Origin of the sequence: Burkholderia sp. AU38729 (assembly GCF_020419725.1) — a bacterium.
In the GTDB taxonomy this organism is placed as follows: Bacteria; Pseudomonadota; Gammaproteobacteria; order Burkholderiales; family Burkholderiaceae; genus Burkholderia.
In genome coordinates, this window is the sequence record NZ_JAIZQO010000001.1 from 289,891 (window position 1) to 312,863 (window position 22,973).

The following is a 22,973-nucleotide window of genomic DNA, read 5'->3' on the forward strand; positions in this document are numbered from 1 at the left end:
GCGGATAGAACCAACGCGCCGTGTGGCTGGTATCGGCGCGCCAGCACGCGGGGGCGCGGTGCGCCCGTCACGCGCTCGCGCACGCGTCGAGCAGCCAGCGCCGGAACACGTGGGTCGCGTCCGGCTCGGGCCGCTGCGGCGGCCGCACCAGGAAGTAGCCGCGCGACGTGACGACCGGCGCGTCGACGGGCTTCACGAGCTGCCCCGACGCGACGAGTTCGTCCACGAGCGGCGACCAGCCGAGCGCGACGCCTTCGCCGAGCAGTGCCGCATGGATCACGAGCGCGTAGCTGTTGAAGGTCACGCCGCGCGCGGCGGCGGCCGTATCGAGGCCGTGCGCGTCGAACCAGCCGGACCACGACAGCCAGCGCTCGGGGCGCGTCGGCTGCACGTGCAGCAGCGGCAGGGCCAGCAAGTGCTCGGCCCGCGCGACGTGCGGGTGCGCGTCGCGGAACGCGGGCGAGCAGACGGGTGTGACCGATTCCGGAAAGAGTCGCGCGGCGGTGCACGACGGCCAGTGGCCGTCGCCGAACAGGATCGCGATGTCGCCATGGTCGCGCTGCGCGTCGTAATCCTGTGACGTGACGACGCGCACGTCGACATCCGGCATCACGCGCTTCAGCCCGGCCAGGCGCGGCATCAGCCAGTAGGTCGCGAAGCCGAAGTCGGTGACGATCGTGAGCGCACCGTGCTCGCGGCGCGCACGCAGGGTCGCGGTCGCGCCGCGCAGCGTGTCGAGGCTCAGCCGCACGGCTTCGTACAGGCACTCGCCGTCGGCCGTCAGCGTGACGCCGCGCGGGCTGCGCTCGAACAGCGGCACGCCCAGTTCGGCCTCGAGCTGGAACACCTGCTGGCTCACGGCCGGCTGGGTGGAGCCGAGCTCGCGCGCGGCGGCCGTGAAGCTCGCGAGCCGGGCGGCCGATTCGAACGCGCGCAGCGCCTGCATCGACGGTAACGGTTCGGATTTCGACATAAGTCTCTCTAATGGCCCCATAAGGGCCGGACACCTACCCGCGCGAATTCGGGTGGGGGATAGTGCTTCGGACGGTGCGGTACCTGCGTTTCGCGGCCTGCTCAAAGCCTGCTTCAAAGCCCGCTTCACGGGCACCGCGCCACGCATTCCGCGATTCTAGCCAGCGCGGCCCGCCCGTGCGGCACTTTCGCCGAGCCGCTTCCGTCATGCCGGACGTCCCGCTGCGCGAGCGGCGCGCCGCTCCATTCGAACACCGTTTTCCCCACGAACGCCGATGACGAACCCGACACCCAACATCCTGATCCTGATGGCCGACCAGCTCACGCCGTTCGCGCTGCCGGCCTATGGCAATCGCGTCGCGCGCACGCCGACGCTGGACCGTCTCGCCGCGCAAGGCGTGGTGTTCGACGCCGCGTACTGCGCGAGCCCGCTGTGCGCGCCGTCGCGTTTCTCGCTGCTGACGGGCAAGCTGCCGTCGGGGATCGGCGCCTACGATAACGCCGCCGAATTGCCGGCGCAAACGCTGACCTTCGCGCACTACCTGCGCGCGGGCGGTTACCGGACGATGCTGTCCGGCAAGATGCATTTCTGCGGGCCCGACCAGCTGCACGGCTTCGAGGAGCGCCTCACGACCGATATCTATCCGGCCGATTTCGGCTGGGTGCCCGACTGGGACAGTCCGACCGAGCGGCCGAGCTGGTATCACAACATGAGTTCGGTGCTGGAGGCCGGCCCGTGCGTGCGCACGAACCAGCTCGATTTCGACGACGAGGTGACGTTCGCGGCGAAGCAGAAGCTGTACGACGTCGCGCGCGAGCGCGCGGCCGGGCACGATGCACGGCCGTTCTGCATGGTCGTGTCGCTGACCCATCCGCACGACCCGTATGCGATCACGCGCGACTACTGGGATCTGTACAGCGACGAAGAAATCGACATGCCGGCCGTGCGGCTCGACGCGGCGGAAAGCGACCCGCATTCGCAGCGGCTGCGCTTCGTCTGCGAGAACGACCGTACGCCGCCCACCGATGCGCAGATCCGCGCCGCGCGCCGCGCTTACTACGGCGCGACGTCCTATGTCGACACGCAGTTCGGCAGCGTGCTGGCCGCGCTCGAACAGTGCGGATTCGCCGACGATACGATCGTGATCGTCACGTCCGACCATGGCGACATGCTCGGCGAACGCGGGCTCTGGTACAAGATGACGTTCTTCGAAGGCGGCTGCCGCGTGCCGTTGATCGTGCATGCGCCGGGCCGCTTCGACGCCGCGCGCGTGCGCGGGCCCGTGTCGCACGTCGACCTGCTGCCGACGCTCGTCGACCTCGCCGGCGCGGCACCGGCCGGCGGCTGGCCCGACCCGGTCGACGGCGCGAGCCTGGTGCCGCACCTGCACGGCACGCCGGCGCACGACGTCGCGCTCGGCGAATACCTGGCGGAAGGCGCGATCGCGCCGGTCGTGATGATCCGCAGCGGCGACTGGAAGTACGTGCATTGCCCGCTCGATCCCGACCAGCTGTACAACCTGTCGGACGACCCGCGCGAGCTGACGAACCTGGCCGGCACGCCGGAAGCGGCCGACGTGCTTGCCGCGTTCCGCGCGCAGGCCGCGCAGCGCTGGAACCTGCCCGAGCTGGACCGGCAGGTGCGCGCGAGCCAGCGCCGCCGGCGCTTCCATTACGCGGCCACGACGCAGGGCCGCATTCAGGCGTGGGACTGGCAGCCGTTCACCGACGCGAGCCAGCGCTACATGCGCAATCACATCGAGCTCGACACGCTCGAGGCAATGGCGCGGTTTCCGCGAGTCGGGCGCTGAGCGTACCGCATCGCGATCATTGAAGAACGACGGAGGAAGCGAACCATGAAACGGCAACGCAATGCAGCAATCCGAAGGATCGGCGCGGCGCTCGCCGCCGCCGCGTGCCTGATGACGACGCAAGCCGCGCATGCGGCCGACCCGCAGACGTGCGGCGACGTGAAGATGGCGGCGCCCGGCTGGACCGACATCGACGCGACGAACGCGATGGCGGGCGTCGTGCTGAAGGCGCTCGGCTACCGGCAGGACGTGGCGAACCTGTCGGTGCCGATCACGTACCAGGGGCTCAAGAAAGGGCAGGTCGACGTGTTCCTCGGCAACTGGATGCCCGCGCAGGCGCCGCTCGTGAAGCCGTTCGTCGACGAGAAATCGATCGACGTGCTGCACGCGAACCTGAGCGGCGCGAAATTCACGCTCGCGGTGCCCGATTACGTGGCGGCCGCCGGCGTGCATACGTTCGCCGATCTCGCGCGCTACGCGGACCGCTTCGGCGGCAAGATCTACGGGATCGAGCCCGGCGCGCCCGCGAACCAGAACATCAAGCGGATGCTGTCCGACCATGCACTCGGCGCGGCGAACTGGTCGCTCGTTGAATCGAGCGAGACGGGCATGCTCACGCAGGTCGAGCGCGCGGTGCGCGACAAGCGCTGGATCGTGTTTCTCGCATGGGAGCCGCATCTGATGAACACGAAGTTCCATCTGACGTATCTGTCGGGCGGCGATGCGTACTTCGGTCCGAACTACGGCGGCGCGACGGTCAACACGGTCACGCGTGCCGGGTTCGCCGGCCAGTGCGCGAACCTCGCGCGGCTGTTCCGGCAGATGACGTTCTCGGTCGACGTCGAGAACCGGATGATCGCCGACATGCTCGACCACAAGACGTCGCCCGTGCTCGCGGCGCAGCATGCGCTGAAGGCCGACCCGGCGTTGGTCGCCGGCTGGCTCGACGGCGTGACGACGGCGGCCGGCGCACCGGGCCTGCCGGCCGTGCGCGCGGCCCTCGACGGTCGCTGATTCCCTCCCTTCCGGCGGCCGGTTTTTGCCGTGCCGCCTGTCTACGTGTTTTCCCGATCCGTCGCATCGTGACCATTTAGTGTCGCCTTCAGACGGGTGACCCGAAATATGGGTTTGTATTTTTCGCCAATGGCTGCGTTATTGCGGAAAACGAAATACCAAAGCCAGCGGGCGTACCGAATTCGAATCCACCGGCGCATCGCGGCACGCGCCGGGACGAGATTCTATCCATCGAACGGTTCAGGGAGGGTGGTCGACAATGAAGCAAAAGAAAGTTGCCGTAGCCGCCGCGCTTGCATGCGCGGCCTGTATTCCCGCCATCGGGCATGCGCAAAGCAGCGTGACGCTGTACGGGATTCTCGACGCGGGCATCACGTACGTGAACAACACGGGCGGTTCGCACGTGGTCAAGTTCGATGACGGCGTCGCCTACGGAAACCGCTTCGGCCTCAAGGGCACCGAAGACCTGGGCGGCGGCCTGAAGGCCGTGTTCACCCTCGAGAGCGGCTTCCACCTCGGCAACGGGCAACTCGGCTTCGGCGGCGCGGAGTTCGGCCGCCAGGCGTATGTCGGCCTGCAGAACGACTGGGGCACGCTGTCGTTCGGCAACCAGCTCGACATCACGAACGAGCTCGTATCGATCTACAACATCTCCGCGTGGGGCAGCGGCTATGCGATCCACCAGGGCGACTTCGACCGCTTCAACGGCGACCGCCTGCCGAACTCGGTGAAGTTCCTGTCGAACGACCTGAGCGGCTTCAAGTTCGGCGCGATGTACTCGTTCGGCAACGTCGCGGGCAACTTCCATCGCAACAGCGCCTGGAGCGCGGGCGCGAGCTTCACGAAGGGCGACTTCTCGATCGGCGCCGCGTATACGCGCCTGAACAACCCGAACGGCATCTATGCGTTCGACCCGTACGCGATGATCGGCACGCACACGTTCCTCGGCCAGCAGACCGTCACCGTCGATCCGGCGACCGGTGCCCGCACCGACCTGTTCGCGAACACCGCGATGGACGTCGACAGCCAGGGCACGTTCGGCATCGGCACCAGCTACACGATCGGCAAGCTGACGCTCGACGCCAACTACTCGTACACGACGATCAAGGGCTTCGGCCAGTCGTCGCACATGCAGGTGTACGAAGGCGGCGGCCTGTACCAGTTCACGCCGGCGCTGAGCCTCATCGCGGGCTACCAGCACACGCGCTTCGAAGGCCACCACTGGAACCAGGGCACGGCCGGCCTGCACTACCTGCTTTCGAAGCGCACCGACATCTACATCTCCGGCGATTACCTGCGCGCATCGCAGGGCGTCGATGCGGTGATCGGCTACAGCTTCACGCCGTCGACGACGCAGACGCAGGCCGACGTGCGGATCGGGATGCGGCATTCGTTCTGAGCGGGATGGGGTGGGGCAGCGACGTCTTCAGCGAGCGGTCTCTCTTTGGCGCGAACCTCGGTTCGCGCTTTTTTTTGCCGGCGTGAGCGGGCATGAAAGCCGTCCGGCCCGTGCCGGCAGCGTGGCCACCGCCCGGGGAGAAGCGCTCGGATGGTATTGACCATTGCCGTCTATAGGCGCTAGCATCGACCGCATGCTTGATCTCGCCCTTTCCCCCTCCTCGTTCATCGGTGCATGTTGTCAGAACATGCCAGGGGGAAGTTGCGTCTAGCGAATTCGCTAAACATTCAAGCAATCGCCTTCCGGCCGCCTGTGATGCAAGACAGGCGGCCTTTTTGTTTTTGGGCCGACACTTTCCAGATGGAGAAACTCGATGCCGCTTGCGCTGTATGACACCTGGTCGCGTACCGTGCGCCCCTTCACGCCTATCCGGGCCGGGCAGGTTGGCATGTATTGCTGCGGCCCGACGGTCTACGACGATGCCCACATCGGCAACCTGAGAACCTACGTGTTCGAGGATCTCCTGCGCCGCGTACTGGAACGCAACGGCTACGCGGTCCGGCACGTCGTCAATATCACCGACGTCGGCCACCTGACGTCGGATGCGGACGAAGGCGAAGACAAGATGGAGAAGGGCAGCCGTCGGACCGGCGAATCGGCGTGGGCCATCGCGCGGCGCTACACCGAGGCGTTCGTCCGGGACTGGCACGCGCTCAACCTGCTCGAGCCGACGGTGTGGTGCCGCGCCACCGATCACATCGCCGAACAGATTGCCTTCATCGATACGCTCGACCGGGGCGGCTACGTCTATCGGACGGACGACGGCCTCTACTTCGACACCAGTCGGCAGGACGACTACGGGTATCTCGCGCGGCTGGACCGCGCGGGGTTGCAGGCGGGCAAGCGGGTGGCATTGGGCGGGAAGCGGAGCATCACGGATTTCGCACTGTGGAAGTTCAGCCCGGCCGACGTCCAGCGGCAAATGGAATGGGACAGCCCGTGGGGGCGCGGCTTTCCGGGCTGGCATATCGAATGCTCGGCGATGTCGGCGAAGTATCTCGGGACGTTGTTCGATATCCATTGCGGCGGCGAGGATCATATCGCCGTGCATCACAGCAACGAGATCGCGCAGACGCGGGCGGCCCACGGCACGTCCCTCGCGAACTACTGGATGCACGGGCACTTTCTGACGCTCGACGCCGATGCGAAGATGTCGAAGTCGAGCGGCGATTTCGTTCGCCTGCAGACCTTGCAGCGCCGCGGTGTCGATCCGCTCGCGTACCGGTACCTGTGCCTGACGGCCCACTATCGAAGCAAGCTGCATTTCACGTGGGCGTCACTCGACGCGGCGCACACCGCGCTGAATCGGCTGCGGCACCTCCATGCCGGCTGGCCGGACGGCGGGCAGGTCGATGCGGATTTCGCCGCGCGCTTCGATGCCGAAGTGAACGAGGACCTGAACCTGCCGAGGGCGCTCGCGGTGCTGTGGGACCTGGTCAGGAGCAACCTGCCGCCTGCCACCCTGAAAGCGACCGTCGACAGCTTCGATGCCGTGCTGGGTCTCGGCTTGCGCGAATGGCGGCCGGTTGCGTTCGACGTTCCGGACCATGTCCGTGGGTTGCTCGGTGAGCGTGAGCGCGCGAGGGCGGACAAGGACTGGGCGCAGGCCGACCGGATCCGGGCAGCGTTGAGCGCCGAGGGCTGGAGAGTCGAGGACACGCCGGAAGGGCAACGCGTGTTCGGCTTCGCGACGGATTCGAGCGATACAGGCGGCCCGCCGCAGTAAAGCGCGCGGGCCGCCTGTATCGGAAGATCCCGTCGCCGGACATCGACCCGGCGGCCGCGCTCGACTTGGCCGCAGGAATCGTCGGCACTCACGCCTGCGGCCGGTTTTCCGCGGTTGGCATATCATCGCGCTTTGGCCGCGTCGGTACCGTTTTCGCGCGCACGCGTCGGCGTGCGCCGTCGTTTCTCGAACGGTACCGGCGCGCAGCGCCGCCTGCCGAGACCTCGATGACCGACTCCGTGCCCGACCCTAGTCCTTTATCCCCGTTACCCGCCAACCTGTTCCGCCATGTCCCGTTCCAGCGTTTCTGGGGCACGCGTGTCATGTCTTCCCTGGCGTTCCAGATCCTGTCGGTTGCCATCGGCTGGTACGTCTACGCGCTCACGCATAGCGCATTCGCGCTCGGTCTCGTCGGCCTCGCGCAGTTCGTGCCGATGTTCGCGTTGACGCTCGTCGTCGGACAGGTGGCCGACCGCTACGATCGCCGGCGCATCGCGACGATCTGCCAGGGCGTCGAGGCGCTGGCCGCCGGCGTGTTCCTGCTCGGTGCCACGCAAGGGTGGCTGGCCGCACCGGCCGTCTACGCGCTTGCGGCGATCGTCGGCACGGCCCGCGCGTTCGAGTCGCCGTCGGTGTCGTCGCTGCTGCCGGCCGTCGTGCCGCGTACCGATCTGCCGCGCGCAACCGCGCTGTCGACATCGGCGAACCAGGCCGCGCAGATCCTCGGGCCCGCATTCGGCGGCCTGCTGTATGGCGTGGGCGCGCCCGCGGCGTTCGGCACGAGCGTCGTCGCATTCGCGATCGCGGCGGTGCTGAGCGGCACGATTCCGCTGCGCAGTGCGCCGCCCGCCCGCGAGCCGGTCACGCTGCGCTCGGTGTTTTCGGGGATCGCGTTCATCCGGCGCGAGCCGGCGATTCTCGGCGCGTTGTCGCTCGACCTGTTCGCGGTGCTGTTCGGTGGCGCGACCGCGCTGCTGCCGATCTACGCGCGCGACATCCTGCAGGTCGGCCCGTGGGGGCTCGGTGCGCTGCGTGCGGCGCCCGCGGTCGGCGCGCTCGCGGGCACGCTGTGGCTCACGCGGTTCCCGCTGAAGGGGCGGCCGGGCCGCGCGATGTTCGGCGGCGTGATCGCATTCGGCATCGCGACGATCGTGTTCGGGTTGTCGCGGCACTTCGCGCTGTCGCTCGTGGCGCTGGCCGCGCTCGGCGCGTCGGACGTCGTCAGCGTCGTCGTGCGGCTGTCGCTCGTGCAACTGCGCACGCCCGACGACATGCTCGGGCGCGTGAGCGCGGTCAATTCGCTGTTCATCGGTACGTCGAACCAGCTCGGCGAATTCGAGTCGGGCGTGACGGCCGCTTGGTGGGGCGCGCCCGCGGCAATCGTCGTGGGTGGCGCCGCGACGATTGCGGTCGCGCTCACGTGGATGCGGCTGTTTCCTCAGCTCACGAACATGAAGTCGCTCGAGCGCGACGCGTGACGTGGGGTGCGGGATGCGTCCTGTGTCACGCGTACGGTCGCGTCGAAGCAATCAGAAGATCCGGTGACCGAGCCACCATCCACCGGCCGCGAACAACGCAGCCGCGGGCAGCGTCAGCACCCAGGCCCACACGATGTTGCCGGCCACCCCCCAGCGCACGGCCGACAGCTTCTGCGTCGCGCCGACACCGACGATCGCGCCGGTGATCGTGTGCGTGGTAGACACCGGAATGCCGAGGAACGATGCGAGGAACAGCGTCATCGCGCCACCGGTTTCCGCACAGAAACCGCCGACCGGCTTGAGCTTGGTGATCTTCTGGCCCATCGTGCGCACGATGCGCCAGCCGCCGAACAGCGTGCCGAGGCCCATCGACAGGTAGCACGCGCCGATCACCCACGCCGGCGGCGCATCGGCGGTCGCCGACGCATAGCCCGACGCGATCAGCAGCATCCAGATGATGCCGATCGTCTTCTGCGCGTCGTTGCCGCCGTGGCCGAGGCTGTACAGCGCGGCCGACAGCAGCTGCAGCCGGCGGAAGCGCCGGTCGACCTTGCTGGGCGCGGTGCGGAAATACAGCCACGACACGCCGAGCATGAACAGCGAGCCGAGGATGAAGCCGAGCAGCGGCGAGATGAAGATGAACGCGATCGTCTTCAGCAGCCCGTCGATGTTCAGCGAGCTCCAGCCCGACTTGGCGAGCGCCGCGCCGACGAGGCCGCCGATCAGCGCGTGCGACGAGCTCGACGGAATCCCGTAGTACCACGTGATCACGTTCCAGCCGATCGCACCGACCAGCGCGCCGAAGATGACGTAGTGGTCGACGATCTCGGGGTCGATCGTGCCTTTACCGACGGTCTGCGCGACTTTCAGGTGGAAGATGAAGTACGCGATCACGTTGAACGCGGCCGCGAACACGACGGCCTGCTGGGGCTTCAGCACCCCGGTCGACACGACGGTGGCGATCGAGTTTGCCGCGTCGTGAAAGCCGTTCATGAAGTCGAATAAGAGCGCCACGAGCACGAGTGCCGCGACCATCCATAGGGCGAGTTGTATCGAATGCATCTTGTTGATTCGCTCACGCGTTTTCCAGCACGATGCCTTCGACGATGTTCGCGACATCCTCGAATTTGTCGGTGATCCGTTCGAGCAGGTCGTAGACGCCCTTCAGCTTGATGAGCGTCTTCACGTCGATGTCGTCGCGAAAGAGTTTCGAGATCGCCGATCGCAGCACGCGGTCGGCGCGGGTCTCGAGCGTGTCGATCTCTTCGCATGCCTTGAGGATCTGCGCCGACTCTTTCATGTCGGACAGCAGGTTGACCGCGATCTGCGCCTGCAGCGCCGACTGCACGACGATGTCGGCGAGTTCGCTGGCCTCCTCGGTGACCGACTTCAGGTCGTAGACCACGACGGTGGTCGCGACGTCCTCCATCAGGTCGAGGATGTCGTCCATCGTCGTGACGAGCTTGTGGATCTCGTCGCGATCGAGCGGTGTGATGAACGTCTTGTGCAGCAGGTCGATCGCATCGTGTGCGAGCTTGTCGCCGGTTCGTTCGGTGGTCTGGACGTTGGCCATGGCCAGCTCGGCATCGTCGAGATTGTCGAGGAGCATCTGAACCTCGCACGCGGCGAGGACGATGTGCTGCGCATGCGTGTCGAACAGGTCGAAGAAACGGTTTTCGACGGGGAGGAAGCGTCCAAGCATGGATTCTCCGGAGAAAAGGTGGGCGGGATGACGCGGGTCAGGCCGCGCACGGGCGGCATAGCGCGCGGTTACCGAATGCGACGTGCCGGCCTTCGGCGAGTGAGCGCAAGTCCAGCGGCCGCTGGTTGACGATCGTGCTGGCGTACCCGGCCGACAGGTCCGGATTGACGAAGTACATCAGCGACTTGCGCGGTGTGCGTGTGCGCGGGCGTTCGACGGCGTGCTGCATCGCCGGCACTTCGCCGTCGGTGAGCGCCTCGAGCAGTGAACCGGCCAGCACGATCATTTCGTCGGGCCGCGGCAGCGCAGAAAGCGGCGACGAGTCGGGGAGCAGGACCAGGCCGGGTGCGGTCGGCCGGATGAACGACAGCAGGTGGCCGTCCTCGTGCGGATCCTGCAGGTACGCGCGGTCGTGGCTGCCGGGATGCCGCTCGTACGCGCAGAACTGCAGGTACGAGCTGTGCCGGACCGGCGGCTGCGGCGTACCGCCGAGGTTGTCGCATACCGCATCGAGCAGGTCTTGCGCGATCGTGTGGATGCAGCCCTCGTAGGCAGCGATCTCGCGGTAGAACGCGGATTTGGCCAGCGCAAAGCCGTGATGCGCGTCGCGCCGTGCAACCCAGTAGCAGAACCGGTCGCACAGATCAGGGCGCTCGGGCGTAAGCGAGTACTCGAGCCCGAACGGCAGGAAGCCGTCGGTCTGGTCGGGAAACGAGAACGCGTGCTTTTGCTTGCGATCCAGCTGGTCATAGGCGGCCGCGAGGCGGTCGAAATGCATGAGCAGTGCGCGCGGCATCTTGAAGTAGACGTAGCTGTCGCGGATCAGCCGGCTGGCATGGAGTTTCATACGGTTGTGCATGGTGTTCTCCCGGTACATCGGACATGGCGTGGCGCCGAACGCGGGCATTGCCGCGTGACAGGCGCATGAGAAGGCGGGGCGTGGCGGCGCGACCCGGTCGGCGTCATCGCGGCGTGCGTGACGAAGCCGCCGTGGATCGACGTAAATGACCGGCAGGGTGGCGACGCGGGAGAGTGTCCGGGCGGCCGTCGTGTGCGAACCGGTGCTGTCGGTTCGGCTGAGCGGAGAGATCGAGTCGTTTCATGCGTGCTCCAGGCGCCGGACTGCACACGGCGGGAGCGTCATGACGTCAACGACGGACGAGCGCTTCCCGCCGCGCCGCGTCGGGCGCGATCGGCTGATAAGAGGCTGGGAGTCGAGGGTTCGCCGGGAGGGCGTGCGAACACGTGCCGGCGCAGCTTAATCGGCTAGGGTCGTCGTCCATTTCGAACTCCTGTCTATTGGCGTAGCGCGTGCGTGAACCTGGGCCGTGCACGCGCGGGCATGCAGCCGGACACACGCACGCGACGCGGGTCACGTACGGATGCCGCTCGCGTGTCGAGCGGCGACTGAATTATCGAGTACGGGAATTTCGGATCGACGGTAGGCCGATCCTGAAAGACGCCGCATCCTGCTATCCCGGGATGCGGCAGAAGACAAGGCTCTGCGAAGCTTCCTCAGGCGGCAGTCAGGTTGGTGCAGGACCAACTACAACTCGCATCGGTAGGCACAGAAGCCTCCATGAATGAAAACGAGTGCGATGGTAAGAGGGAACCGCGCGGCGCGTCAATCGAAAACTTCGCGTGGTTTTCGCGCGGGGTTCGCCTGCCCGTGGCGTCGGCGCGGGCGGGCAGCGTTGCCGATGCACCGGGCCGATTTCGGCATATCGGGCAAGGCCCGTCGGGCCGTGACGGCGGCGCGGTTTTCGTGCTTCGCGTCGGCGCCAGCGCCGGGCCTCACGCGGGTTCGACGATGACGGCCGTGCCGTAGCAAATCACTTCAGTCACACCCGAGCCGATCTCGGTCGAGTCGTAACGCATCGCGACGATCGCATTCGCGCCGAGCTTGCGCGCATCGGCGAGCATCTTGTCGAACGCATGCTCGCGCGCCTTCTCGCACAGCGACGTATAGAGCGTGATGTTGCCGCCGAAGATCGTCTGCAGCGACGCACCGAACGAGCCGACGATCGAGCGCGAGCGCACGATGATGCCTTGCGCGACGCCGAGCGAGCGGACGGTCGTGTGGCCGGGCAGGTCGAACGCCGTCGTCACGCGAGCGGGCGAAAGATCGTCGAGGGAGCGGGGGGTATCGGTCATGGCGGGACGTGGGGAGCGGAGTGGTCGAACGACGATTCTATCCGGACGCGGACGCGAAGCCGGCAGCGAGACGTGAGCGATATCGCGATGTCGCCGGTTGTCCGCTCAGGCGGCGGCATTCTTTAACAAATGTATCGGCGAGCGCCGGCAGCGGCCATTGCAGCTGCGACGAGCATGCGTCGTTACCCGATCCTGACGGCGCGCGTTCGACCGAAGTCGCCGGGAAGGAGGCGCGCACGGGCCACCTTCCCGGCAGCACGCCGTCAGGGCCTCACGGACGTCCCGCCATCGCCACCGAGATCGACCGCGTAGGCCAGCGCCAGCTTGCCGAACTTCAGCGCATGATTCGCCTGCCGATCCGAATTCTCCAGCGTGTCGTTCACGGTGTGGATATACGGGCTGTCGTTCTGGTCGGCCTCGAACGGGAACGACGCCGGATACCCTTGCGCATTCCACGACGCGTGATCCGAGCACGCATACCCGCACTGCGACGTGCCGATCGCGAGTTCCGGCAAGTAGGTCTTCGCCAGATTCGTCAGGTAGGTATTCTGCGACGCGTTCGTGTAGTCGGTGATCAGGTAGATATCCTTCGGATCGCCCTTGTAGTTCGTCATGTCGAGCTGCAGCACGCCGACCACGTTCGCGTTCTGCGCGCGGAACTGCTTCGCGATCGCTTTCGAGCCGAGCAGCCCGGCTTCCTCGGCTGCGTACCCGACGAACTTGATCGTGCGCTTCGGCTTGTAGTTGTTCGCCAGCAGCACGCGCAGCGCTTCGGTGAGGCTGGCGATGCCCGACGCATCGTCGTCCGCGCCGGGCGAGCGCGTGTTCTCCGTCGTGCGGCCGACCGTCGAATCGAGGTGGCCGCCCAGCACGACGGTGCCCGCGGCCGGATCGCTGCCGCGAATCGTCAGGATCACGGATTTCTGCGGAAAGCCGGTGTGCGCGAACTGTTCGACGGTGATGTCGGCGCGCGAGCCCGCCAGCTGCTTCCACTGCAGGGCGAGCCAGTCCGATGCGGCGACGCCGTGCGACGTCGTGTAGTAGCGGTTCGTGAAGCCGGACAGCGACGTGATCGTGCCGACGACGTTGCTGGCCTGCAGCTGCTGGATCCACGTGCCGATCTGCGGCGCGTTCGATACCTTGTACACGGAGGCGGCGGCCTGTTTCACGAGCGTCGGCGGCAACGGCTGCAGTGCCTGGCGCGCGTCGTCGAACGAGTCGTGCACGACATAGCCGGGCCCGTGGCCGCGCGTATGGTGGACGGCGTGGGCCAGCTCGCCGAGCCGTGAATCGTCGATTTCGACGACGTGAACGGTTTCGCGGCGCGTGGCGCCGTCGGCCGTCTTGCCGGCGTCGAGGGTCGTGCTGTATTGCGCGGTGGCGCCGGCGTCGATGCGTTGCAACTGGCGGAACGCCGCGTCGCCGAGTGTGATCCACACCGGCGTCGCGTGTGCGGCGGCGGTCAGCAGCATGCCGCCCAGCGCGGCGCTCAGGCGGATCAGTTTCAGAGTAGGCATGTTCGATCTCGTGAGGATGGCGATGTCGAGGAAGAGGGCGCGCCGCAGGTCGTGCGAGGCGCCCCCGCCTGCTGCGGAATTACGACTTCTTCGGTACGGTCACGCCGTACGTGCAACTCTGGTTGTACGCATTGCCGATCGCGGTCAGCTGCGCGCTGCTGTAGCCGAGCGCGGACGCGGCCGTCAGCACGGCCTGCGCGGCGGCCTTCTGGTTGGTCGAGCTGTTGGTCATCGACAACCCTTTCAGGAACGCCTTGTCCATCGCCTGCGCACCGATCGCATCGCGCGCGACGAGGTTGCACGACGCCCAGTACTGGCCGGCCGTATGGATCTCCGCGCCGCGTGCCTGCGCGTAGGTGCGCCCGACGTTCCAGTTGGTCACGCGGCCGCCCCAGAACTCGTTGTGGCCGTCCCAGTTGTAGACCCAGTGGTATTGCGCATCCGACGGGCTCCACTGGTTGAAGTCGCGGCTGTACGCGGCGGCGAGATAGTCGCCGGTGCCTTCCGACAGTCCTTCCTGTTGCGACAGGCCGCCGTTCGTCACCCAGTCGTGGATGCCGTGGCCGAGCTCGTGGATCACGACGTCCGCATCCTCCGCATCGTCGACGCCGCCTTGCCCGAAGGTCAGCCGGCCGCTGCTCGACGAGTACGACGAGTTGTCGTCGCCCGATTCGCCGTGCGGGTCGTACTGCACGCCGCCCGTGTACTGGTACGGCAGCGCCTTGATGCCGAGCGTCTGGTTCACGTAACGCAGGAACGTGTCGATGTGGTAGTACGCGTTCACGGCCTCGAAATACAGGTTGCCGCGCGTGAACTCGAACGCGGGCGTCGACTGCACGGGGCACGCCTTGTCGAGCGGCGCGTCGAAATCGATGCACGACGCGTACGGGCCCGTCAGCGTGTAGCGCCCGCCCGACTGCGCGAGATCCTTCAAGGTCACGCGCACGCGTGCGGCGGTGAGCTGCGAAGAGTCAGCGTCGTTGTTGTCCTTGAATCCCGTGCTGCCGTAGCTGCTCTTGGTCGGCGACAGCGGGTCGGGCCGGAACACGAAGCCCGTGCCGTCGGTCGCATAGAACGCCTTGTCCTCGGCGCGCAGCACGTCGCCGCTGCCCGAGTCGATCAGCAGCTCCCAGTCGCCTTTCGGGCCGTCGTTCGGGCGGCCGCGCACTTTCCATACGGTATGCGTGCCGGTCTTGTCGACGAACGCGACGAGCTGCGCATCCAGGTTCGTGAAGCCGCTCACGCCGAGATACGCGCGGGCGCGGTCGAGCGCCTGCTGCTGGTCGACGGCCTGCGACTTGCGCGACGTCGCGACCACGCCGTTGATCGTGTTGCTCGCGACGTACAGGATGCGGCCGTCCTTCGCGACCGTCACCGCGATATCGCTGCCGTAGACGGGCAAGCCGGCCGCCTGCTGCTGCAGGCGCACGACGGTGAAGTCGGCGTCGTTGCGCTCCGACGTGACGACGAGGCTCGCGAGCGCGGTCGCGTCGAGCCCGAGCTGCGCGGCCTGCGACGCGACGAAGTCGCGCGCGGTGGCGGCGGGCGTCGTGGCGGTCTTCTTCGCGCGATACGCGGGGTTGTACAGCGTGACGGCGACGCCGTCTGCGCGGAACTGCCCGGCGGCCGTATCGGCCTTGGCGGCCGGCGGCGCGACGCCGCGCGTCAGGCTTTCGCGCAGGCTCGTTGCTTGCGGGTTCGACACTTTCGTATCGGCCGCGGTGCCGCCGACGATGCCGAAACCGAGCGCGAGACCCAGGGCGAGCGGCAGTGCTTTGCGTGATGTCTGCATACGTGATCCTCATCTCAACGGTTGGATACGCCCGCGCGTTCGTGGCGCGCAGGCACGACACGGCCCGCGCGCCTGCGCGATGGCGCCGGTGCGGCGAAGCGGTGTTGGGAGCGTCGACTGACTAAGGAAACCTAAATGTCAGGTCGAAAAGAAACAGGCAGGCGAAGAGGGGGAGAAGCGGGAGAAGAAGCGAACGGCAGGCAGGTGCGGCGACGGCGAAGCGAGCATCGTCATGTCATACCCCTCGGATCGGATCGATATCGGTGGCAGCCCGCGTGGCGCGACGCACGTCGCGATGCGGCATGCATGTCGTTAGGCTGCCTATCTAACTTTTTTTGGTATGTTACAGAATATTTTCAACGACATTCCAATTTATTTTCGACGACCGCTTCGGTCCGTCGATCAATCGCCGGCATTGTTCAGCGAGCGGCGGGAATCGCTGCCCGAACGCGCAATTCCGCGCCGGATTGTGCGTGAAACCGGCGACGATCAGCGCGTCGCGCGCCGGTCGTTGCGCGGGCTCAGCCCGAATCGCGTGCGATACGTGCGCGAGAAATGCGACGGCGATTCGAACCCGCATGCGACGCAAACCGACGTGATGCTCATGTCCGTCTGCTGCAGCAGTTCACGCGCGCGATCGAGGCGCAGGTTCAGGTAGAAGTGCGTCGGCGTGTCGTTCAGCGTCGCGCTGAACAGCCGTTCGAGCTGGCGCCGCGTGATCGACACCTCCTGCGCGAGCGCATCGGAGCCGAGCGGGTTTTCCATGTGCCGCTGCATCGTGCCGATCACCTGGATCAGCTTGCGGTTGTGCACGCCGTAGCGCGCGGCGATCTCGAGCCGCTGGCTGTCGGAGCGCTGCCGGATCCGGCTGACGACGAACTGCTCGGAGATCGCCGCCGCGAGATCGGCGCCGTGCCGCCGCCCGATCAGGTCGAGCATCATGTCGATCGACGCGGTGCCGCCCGCGCACGTGATGCGCCGGTCGTCGATCTCGAACAGCTCCTGCGTCGCGTTCAGCCCGGGGTAGCGTTCGCGGAACGCGGCCAGTGCTTCCCAGTGCAGCGTGAGCGGCTGCGACGCGTCGAACAGCCCGGCTTCCGCGAGCACGAAGCTGCCCGTGTCGATGCCGCCGAGCGTTGCACCATGACGGTGCTGGCGGCGCAGCCAGTCGCCGATCGCGCGGGTGTAGCACACGAGCGGATCGAAACCCGCGACGACGAACACCGTCTCGACCTTGTCGACCTCCGCGCACGCGGCCTCGGCGGCAACCGGAATGCCGTTGCTCGCGGCGACGGGCGCGCCGTCGGCGCTGATCACGTGCCAGCGATAGAGCTCGGTGCGAAAGCGGTTCGCGACGCGCAGCGGCTCGACCGCGGACATGAAGCCGAGGGCGGAGAAGCCGGGCAGCAGCAGGAAATGGAAATCCTCGGGCATCGGGGCAGGAGATGGAATCCGGTGGTCGTCGCGCATCGTGCGGGGCGGCGGGCGGACGGGCTGGCGCCGCGGCCGGTTCGCGTGCGCCGAACGGTCAGCGGGAGATTATCGCGGGTTTTGCGCGGGCTCAGCGCGTTTTTGCGTCGCGCACGGCCCGGCGCGCGGTGGTCGACGGCAACTCGCCGAACTGCGCCTTGTACGCGTTCGCGAAATGCCCGAGATGCATGAAGCCCCAGCGCGCCGCCGCGTCGCTGATCGGCAGGTCGGCCTGCCGTGTATCGAGCAGCATCCGCCGCACTTGCGACAGGCGCAGCGAGCGCACGTAGTTCAACGGGCTGGTCTGCACGACCGACTGGAAGCTGTTCTGCATCGTGCGCCGGCTCACGCGCAATTGCGTGCACAGGCTCAGCACGTCGACCGGCGCTTCGGGATGGCCGATCACGTAGTCGTGCACGCGGCGTACGATGTCGGCGCGACAGGCGTGCGTGAGACGGTTCGAAGGCTCGGGAATCCGGTACGTGAGGAGATCGACGAGCACGTTGCCGATCTCGCCGCGCAGTTCGCGCTGTGCGCGTGCGTCGCGGTAGGCATCGGGCGCCGCCAGCACGCGCTCGAGTTGCGTGGCGACCTGCACGCTCGCGCGCATCAGCACGGCGGTGGGCATGTCGACGACACCGCGCCGCAACGTGGCTTCGTCGACGCGTACATCGGCGGCATCCTCGACCTGCTGCATCAGCGCGCGATCGGCGACGACACCGATCAGCGACATGTCGTCGGGCGAATGCAGCTCGAACGGCGCACCGCCGCGCGCCATCACCATCGTGCCGCGCTCGATGCGCGCACCGCCGAATGCGAATGCACCCGAGCCGGTGAGCGGCATGCCGAACACCGTATGGTCGTGCGGCAGTCTTCCGCGCTGGATGATGCGCACGTTGGCGGTTTCCTGGAACAGCTGCATGCCGTCCAGCACCGCATGCTTGACCGCGCTGCGATACGCGCCGGAGCCGATCTGGTCGTAGCGCTGGTTCCAGCCGCGCAGCGCCTCGGCATGCCGGTCCGCGTCGTCGAACCTCTCGTGAATCACGAACACGGCGCCTCCGGGTGCATCGATCAGGACCGCGCAAGATTAAACCGACCGCGTGGTCGGCGCAATAAGGGGGAGCGCTATTTCGCGCGCGTGGGTCAGAGGGTCGGAAGCGTCCGGCCGGCGCGGCTTTCAGGCGGTTTTCCAATATCCCGAATCGGCACGCACGCGGTGCCGGTCCGGGTGCTGACCGGATTTATTGTCGAACTACAGTCGCCCCACATCACGTGATTCCCCAACTGGAGGCGACATGAGGACAAGGCGACGAACCGCGGTGTTCGCGGCGACGCTGGCGTGCGCGGCGGCATGGGCCGGCAGCGCGAACGCGACGGAAAGGCCGGAGGAACTGGTCGTGCAGAAGATGCCGCCATGGCATCCGCACGAGGTCTATATCGTCGACATCTCGATGCCGTCGATGACCGACGGACGCATCTACGTGTACGACGCCGATGCGAAGAAGCTGCTCGGCCAGATCGACGGCGGTTTCGGCCCCGGCTTCGCGATTTCGCCCGACCACAAGACGAGCTTCGTCGCGACGACCTACTTCTCGCGCGGCTCGCACGGCACGCGCACCGACGTCGTCGAGATGACCGACAACACGACGCTCGATCATGCGGGCGAGATCGTGATTCCAGCGAAGCATGCGCAGCATGTGCCGTCGCCGTACAACACCGCGTTCAGCGCGGACGGCAAGCGGCTGTACGTCGCGAACATCACGCCGGCCGCCTCGCTGACGGTGATCGATGCGGTGTCGAAGCAGGTGCTGTCGGAGATCGATACGGCGGCCTGCGTGCTCGCCTATCCGTCGGGCAACGACCGCTTCACCGCGCTGTGCGAAAGCGGCAAGGCGCTGACCGTCACGCTCGATGCGAACGGCAAGGAAGCGAAACGCACGATGTCGGAGGCGTTCATCGACGTCGACAAGGATCCGGCGTTCGTGAACGCGTCGCGCTACCACGGCGACTATCTGTTCACGACGTATGGCGGCAACGTGCGCAGCGCGGATTTCAGCGGCGACCAGCCCGCGTTCGGCAAGCCGTGGCCGCTCGTGACGGATGCCGAGCGCGCCGAAGGCTGGCGCCCGGGCGGCATGCAGCAGACGGCCGTGCAGGCCCGGCAGAACCGCTACTACGTGCTGATGCACAAGGGCGGCGACGGCTCGCACAAGGATCCCGGCACGCAGGTGTGGGTGGTCGACCTGAAGTCGAAGCAGCGTGTCGCCCGCTGGGATCTCGCGCAGCAGAAGATCGATCCGCTCGTGTCGATCCAGGTCAGCGAGGACGACAAGCCGCTGTTGTACGGGCTGACGGCGACGTCCGACCTCGTCGTGATGGATGCGCGCACCGGCAAGCTGCAGCACGTCGAGAAGCAGATCGGCAACACGTCGTCGCTGCTCGTCAACCCGTGAGGCCGCGATGACACTCGATCCCGTACTTGCCACCAGCGCGCAGGCCGGCGCCGCCGTCGTCGTGCTGCTCGGCGCGTTCGCGAAGATGCGGCGGCCCGCCGCGTTCAGCCAGGCGCTCGCCGGCTACCGGCTGCTGCCCGACGCGCTGACCGCGCCCGTCGCGTTCGCGATTCCGCTCGCGGAAGCGATCGGCGCCGCAGCGTTGCTGTTTCCCGATACGCGCACGGCCGGCGCGATCGGCCTGATCGCGTTGCTCGTGGCCTTCGCCGTCGCGATTGCGATCAATCTCCTGCGCGGCCATACCGACATCGACTGCGGCTGTTCCGGCTTCGCGGCGGCGCGCGCGGATGCGCCGCGCGGCATCGGCTGGCTGCACGTCGGCCGCGCGCTGCTGCTCGCCGCGCTGGCCGCGACCGCGCTCGTCGAACCGGGTGCACGCGCGGTCGTGTGGTTCGACTACCTGACGCTGTTCTTCTCCGTGCTGCTGATCGTCTGCGCGCTGCTCGCCGTCGACGTGCTGCTCGCCAACGCCCCGCGCCTTTCCCACCTGAGGAATTCATGATGCAAACCGCTCTCACCGTTTCCACCGCCCTGCTGTGGGTGGCCGTCCTCGCGCTCGGCGCGATCTGTCTCGCGCTCGTGCGCCAGATCGGCATCCTGTACGAACGCATCATGCCGGCCGGCGCATTGATGATCGACAAGGGGCCGGCGGTCGGCGCGATCGCGCCGACGTTCGAACTGACCGACATTCGCGGCGCGCAGGTGAAGGTCGGCGGCTTCGATGCGTCGGGCAAGGCGACGCTGCTGTTCTTCCTGTCGCCGACGTGCCCCGTCTGCAAGAAGTTGCTGCCGCTGCTGCCGTCGCTGCAGGCGAGCGAAGCGACGCCGGTGAACATCGTGCTCGCGAGCGACGGCGATATCGACGAACACACGCGCTTCGCGCGCAAGCACGACCTCGGGCGCTTCCCGTACGTGCTGTCGCAGGAGCTCGGCCTCGCGTACCAGATCGGCAAGCTGCCGTACGCGGTGCTGCTCGACGAAACCGGCACGGTGCGCGCGAAGGGGCTCGTCAATACGCGCGAGCATCTCGAGAGCCTGTTCGAGGCGAAGGAGCGCGGCGTCGCATCGCTGCAGCAGTTCGTGCACGGCGATCACGGCCACGACCACGACGCGCACGCGCAGCACGCATGACCGGCCGACCCTCTTTCAAACTCAAGGGAGAACAACGACATGGGCCTGTTTGATTCATGGTTCGAGCGGTCGGCGCGCGGCGTCGCGCAGCACAGTTCGCGGCGCAGCGCGATGGCGAAGCTCGGCAAGGTGCTGGTGGGATCGGCGATGCTGCCGCTGCTGCCCGTCGATCGCACCGCGTATGCGGCCGATGCGGCATCGGGTGCATCGGCCGCGTCCGGCGGCGCCGCATCGGCGGCAAGCGACGACCCGATGAGCTGCGACTACTGGAAATACTGCGCGATCGACGGCTGGCTGTGCAGCTGCTGCGGCGGCACGTCGAGCAGTTGCCCACCGGGCACGACGCCTTCGCCGATCACGTGGATCGGCACCTGCCGCAACCCGCACGACGGTTCGGACTACATCGTGTCGTACAACGATTGCTGCGGCAAGACGTCGTGCGGCAAGTGCTTCTGCAACCGCAACGAGCGCGAGAAGCCGCTGTACAAGCTGTCGCTGAACAACGACATCAACTGGTGCATGGCCAACGGGAATTCGAACTATCACTGTTCGGTTTCGGTTCTGCTGGGAGCGGCAAAACAATGAAAGGGATGCAAGCAGGGAAGTTCGCCGTCGCATGCATGACGGCCGTGACGGCCTTCGCGTTGCCGGCCGCCGCCGGCGCGCAGGAAACCGTGCATTACCCGGCCGGCAAGAGCCTGTTCGACGCGCAGTGCGCGGTATGCCACCAGGCGGGCGGCAAGGGGCAGGACGGCCTCGCGCCGCCGCTGACCGATTATCCGGGCAAGTATGCGACGGCCGAGCCGGGGCGCGCGCAACTGGTCGCAACGCTGCTGCACGGGATGTTCGGCGAGATCAGGGTGCGCGACAAGAGCTACAACTTCAAGATGCCGTCGTTTGCGAGCGCGAGCGATGACGACATCGCGCACGTGCTCAACTACGCCGTGTTCGATCTCAACGCGCAGCATGGTGATGCGAAGCCGTTCATGGCGGCGGATATCCGTGCGGCGCGCGCGAAGGCGATGGACGGCACGGCCGTTCATGCGCAACGCGAAGTGGTCATCAAGGGGCTCGGCCTGTGACGCTCGCGTGCGTGCCCCGTGTTGGCGATGACGCGGCGCGCACGCGCTGCGCGGAGTCGTCGCGGCTCGGCAGCGTGTCGCGTCGGCTGTCGTCGTTGCTGATGCTGGCCGGAGCAGTCGCGGGTTTGACCGCGGCACCGGTGCATGCCGAAGGCGCGGCCGACGCGGCGCTCGCGCGCCAGCACTGGGTGCTCAACTGCATGGGCTGCCACACGGCGACGGGCGGCGGCATCCCCGGCAAGGTGCCGCCGCTCGCCAACTCGCTCGGCTATTTCACGCATCTGCCGGCCGGGCGCGAGTACGTGATGCGCGTGCCCGGCGCGTCGAATTCGGCGCTGTCGGACCAGGATCTCGCCGACGTGCTCAACTGGGTACTCACCACCATGAACCGCGACGCACTGCCGCGCGACTTCAAGCCTTATACGGCCGCCGAAGTCGCCGCGCACCGCCGTCCCGCGTTGTCCGACGTCGCGACCGTGCGCGCCGGCCTCGTGCGCGCGTTGCAGGCGCGCGGGATCGACGGCGTCAACGATCGCTACTGACTGACTCATTCGGGAAATCACGCGCATCCGGCAGCAATCCGCGACGTCGTCACGCCCGAACCAGCACCACCCCGAGAATGAGGCACGCCGCGCCGGCCAGGCGGATCGGGCTGGCCGCATGCTGCTGGATGCCGAGCACGCCGAAGTGGTCGAACACGAGCGCGCCGGTCATCTGCCCGACGACGATCAGCGCGAGCGTCGTCGCGGCGCCCAGTCGCGGCACCATCAGGATCGCGATGCCGACGAACACCGCGCCGAAAATGCCGCCGGTCCAGCTGAACCATGACGCGGCGCCGGTAATGGTGCCGGTGCCGCTCAAGCGCGGATGCGGGGTCAGCAGCGCCACGACGAGCATCGCGGCGAGGCCGACGAGATAACTGACCGACCCGGCCCACCACGGCGAGCCGAGCTGCGCACGGAGGTTGGCGTTGAGCACCTGTTGCAACGCCACGCTGACGCCGGCGGCGACGACCAGCAGATAGGACAGGAGAGTAGTCACGACGAGGCAGGCTCCGGCGAAGTGGCCGTGACGGTGGCTCCGGCACGACAGGCTTCCATTCTGGAAAGCGCGACGGTATAACGCAAATATCAAATCGGGCGCTTATCC

The 22,973-nt window shown here is 67.1% G+C and carries 21 protein-coding genes; 11 read left to right on the plus strand and 10 right to left on the minus strand.

Annotated elements, in window-relative coordinates; translation table 11 throughout:
* Window positions 1-67: 67 nt before the first annotated feature.
* Window positions 68-973 (minus strand): choline sulfate utilization transcriptional regulator, encoded by a 906-nt coding sequence (locus tag LGM56_RS01210; RefSeq protein ID WP_089496356.1) that lies wholly within the window; start codon window positions 971-973, stop codon window positions 68-70.
* Window positions 974-1,247: 274 nt separating this feature from the next.
* Between LGM56_RS01210 and betC the strand changes: the two genes are divergently transcribed.
* The 5 genes from betC (at window position 1,248) to LGM56_RS01235 (ending at window position 8,460) form a co-directional block, all read left to right on the plus strand.
* Entirely contained in the window at window positions 1,248-2,783 is a 1,536-nt protein-coding gene (gene betC, locus LGM56_RS01215; RefSeq protein ID WP_226202299.1) for a choline-sulfatase, read from the plus strand.
* A 45-nt stretch (window positions 2,784-2,828) separates the two neighbouring features.
* Entirely contained in the window at window positions 2,829-3,797 is a 969-nt protein-coding gene (gene choX / locus LGM56_RS01220; RefSeq protein ID WP_226202301.1) for a choline ABC transporter substrate-binding protein, read from the plus strand.
* Window positions 3,798-4,056: 259 nt separating this feature from the next.
* Window positions 4,057-5,196 carry a porin gene (locus LGM56_RS01225; protein ID WP_089496359.1) on the plus strand — a complete coding sequence of 380 codons (1,140 nt, stop codon included), beginning with the start codon at window positions 4,057-4,059 and terminating at the stop codon, window positions 5,194-5,196.
* 373 nt (window positions 5,197-5,569) lie between these two features.
* Window positions 5,570-6,982, plus strand: coding sequence for a cysteine--tRNA ligase (gene cysS, locus LGM56_RS01230; RefSeq protein ID WP_226202304.1), 1,413 nt, complete (start codon window positions 5,570-5,572; stop codon window positions 6,980-6,982).
* Window positions 6,983-7,209: 227 nt separating this feature from the next.
* The gene (locus LGM56_RS01235) at window positions 7,210-8,460 is read left to right on the plus strand and encodes an MFS transporter (RefSeq protein WP_089458739.1); all 1,251 of its coding nucleotides are present in this window, start codon (window positions 7,210-7,212) and stop codon (window positions 8,458-8,460) included.
* A 51-nt stretch (window positions 8,461-8,511) separates the two neighbouring features.
* On the opposite strand, the gene LGM56_RS01240 is transcribed toward LGM56_RS01235, so the two are convergent.
* The 8 genes from LGM56_RS01240 to LGM56_RS01275 all read right to left on the minus strand — a co-directional run bounded on the left by LGM56_RS01240 (window position 8,512) and on the right by LGM56_RS01275 (window position 18,149).
* Window positions 8,512-9,522, minus strand: coding sequence for an inorganic phosphate transporter (locus LGM56_RS01240; protein ID WP_226202306.1), 1,011 nt, complete (start codon window positions 9,520-9,522; stop codon window positions 8,512-8,514).
* A gap of 13 nt (window positions 9,523-9,535) precedes the next feature.
* The gene (locus tag LGM56_RS01245; protein ID WP_089496362.1) at window positions 9,536-10,162 is read right to left on the minus strand and encodes a DUF47 domain-containing protein; all 627 of its coding nucleotides are present in this window, start codon (window positions 10,160-10,162) and stop codon (window positions 9,536-9,538) included.
* A 37-nt stretch (window positions 10,163-10,199) separates the two neighbouring features.
* On the minus strand, window positions 10,200-11,021 hold the full coding sequence (locus LGM56_RS01250) for a 2OG-Fe(II) oxygenase family protein (RefSeq protein ID WP_226202308.1): 822 nt from the start codon (window positions 11,019-11,021) through the stop codon (window positions 10,200-10,202).
* Window positions 11,022-11,956: 935 nt separating this feature from the next.
* The gene (locus LGM56_RS01255) at window positions 11,957-12,316 is read right to left on the minus strand and encodes a YbjQ family protein (RefSeq protein ID WP_089458737.1); all 360 of its coding nucleotides are present in this window, start codon (window positions 12,314-12,316) and stop codon (window positions 11,957-11,959) included.
* A gap of 263 nt (window positions 12,317-12,579) precedes the next feature.
* Entirely contained in the window at window positions 12,580-13,833 is a 1,254-nt protein-coding gene (locus tag LGM56_RS01260) for a M20/M25/M40 family metallo-hydrolase (protein WP_226202310.1), read from the minus strand.
* A 79-nt stretch (window positions 13,834-13,912) separates the two neighbouring features.
* Window positions 13,913-15,625 (minus strand): M36 family metallopeptidase, encoded by a 1,713-nt coding sequence (locus LGM56_RS01265; RefSeq protein WP_226202312.1) that lies wholly within the window; start codon window positions 15,623-15,625, stop codon window positions 13,913-13,915.
* A 489-nt stretch (window positions 15,626-16,114) separates the two neighbouring features.
* Window positions 16,115-17,059, minus strand: coding sequence for a GlxA family transcriptional regulator (locus LGM56_RS01270; RefSeq protein WP_089441811.1), 945 nt, complete (start codon window positions 17,057-17,059; stop codon window positions 16,115-16,117).
* Between the two features lie 127 nt (window positions 17,060-17,186).
* Complete coding sequence (locus LGM56_RS01275; RefSeq protein WP_089496366.1) at window positions 17,187-18,149, minus strand: helix-turn-helix domain-containing protein; 963 nt, start codon at window positions 18,147-18,149, stop codon at window positions 17,187-17,189.
* A 244-nt stretch (window positions 18,150-18,393) separates the two neighbouring features.
* On the opposite strand from LGM56_RS01275, the gene LGM56_RS01280 reads away from it, so the two are divergent.
* From LGM56_RS01280 to LGM56_RS01305, 6 genes are all read left to right on the plus strand, one after another.
* Window positions 18,394-19,551, plus strand: coding sequence for an amine dehydrogenase large subunit (locus tag LGM56_RS01280; RefSeq protein WP_226202314.1), 1,158 nt, complete (start codon window positions 18,394-18,396; stop codon window positions 19,549-19,551).
* A gap of 7 nt (window positions 19,552-19,558) precedes the next feature.
* A complete protein-coding gene (locus LGM56_RS01285; protein WP_226202316.1) occupies window positions 19,559-20,113 on the plus strand; it encodes a MauE/DoxX family redox-associated membrane protein in 555 nt (184 codons plus the stop codon).
* Entirely contained in the window at window positions 20,110-20,742 is a 633-nt protein-coding gene (gene mauD, locus LGM56_RS01290) for a methylamine dehydrogenase accessory protein MauD (protein WP_175012455.1), read from the plus strand. The genes LGM56_RS01285 and mauD overlap by 4 nt, the downstream gene beginning before the upstream one ends.
* Window positions 20,743-20,781: 39 nt before the next feature.
* Window positions 20,782-21,327: a methylamine dehydrogenase light chain gene (locus LGM56_RS01295; RefSeq protein ID WP_089485178.1), complete on the plus strand. Its 546-nt coding sequence runs from the start codon at window positions 20,782-20,784 to the stop codon at window positions 21,325-21,327.
* The gene (locus tag LGM56_RS01300; RefSeq protein ID WP_226202318.1) at window positions 21,324-21,824 is read left to right on the plus strand and encodes a c-type cytochrome; all 501 of its coding nucleotides are present in this window, start codon (window positions 21,324-21,326) and stop codon (window positions 21,822-21,824) included. The genes LGM56_RS01295 and LGM56_RS01300 overlap by 4 nt, the downstream gene beginning before the upstream one ends.
* Before the next feature lie 101 nt (window positions 21,825-21,925).
* The gene (locus LGM56_RS01305) at window positions 21,926-22,366 is read left to right on the plus strand and encodes a c-type cytochrome (RefSeq protein ID WP_226203222.1); all 441 of its coding nucleotides are present in this window, start codon (window positions 21,926-21,928) and stop codon (window positions 22,364-22,366) included.
* Between the two features lie 49 nt (window positions 22,367-22,415).
* Here the strand turns inward: LGM56_RS01305 and LGM56_RS01310 are convergent, their stop codons facing one another.
* On the minus strand, window positions 22,416-22,865 hold the full coding sequence (locus LGM56_RS01310; RefSeq protein ID WP_226202319.1) for a DMT family transporter: 450 nt from the start codon (window positions 22,863-22,865) through the stop codon (window positions 22,416-22,418).
* Between the last annotated feature and the right edge of the window lie 108 nt (window positions 22,866-22,973).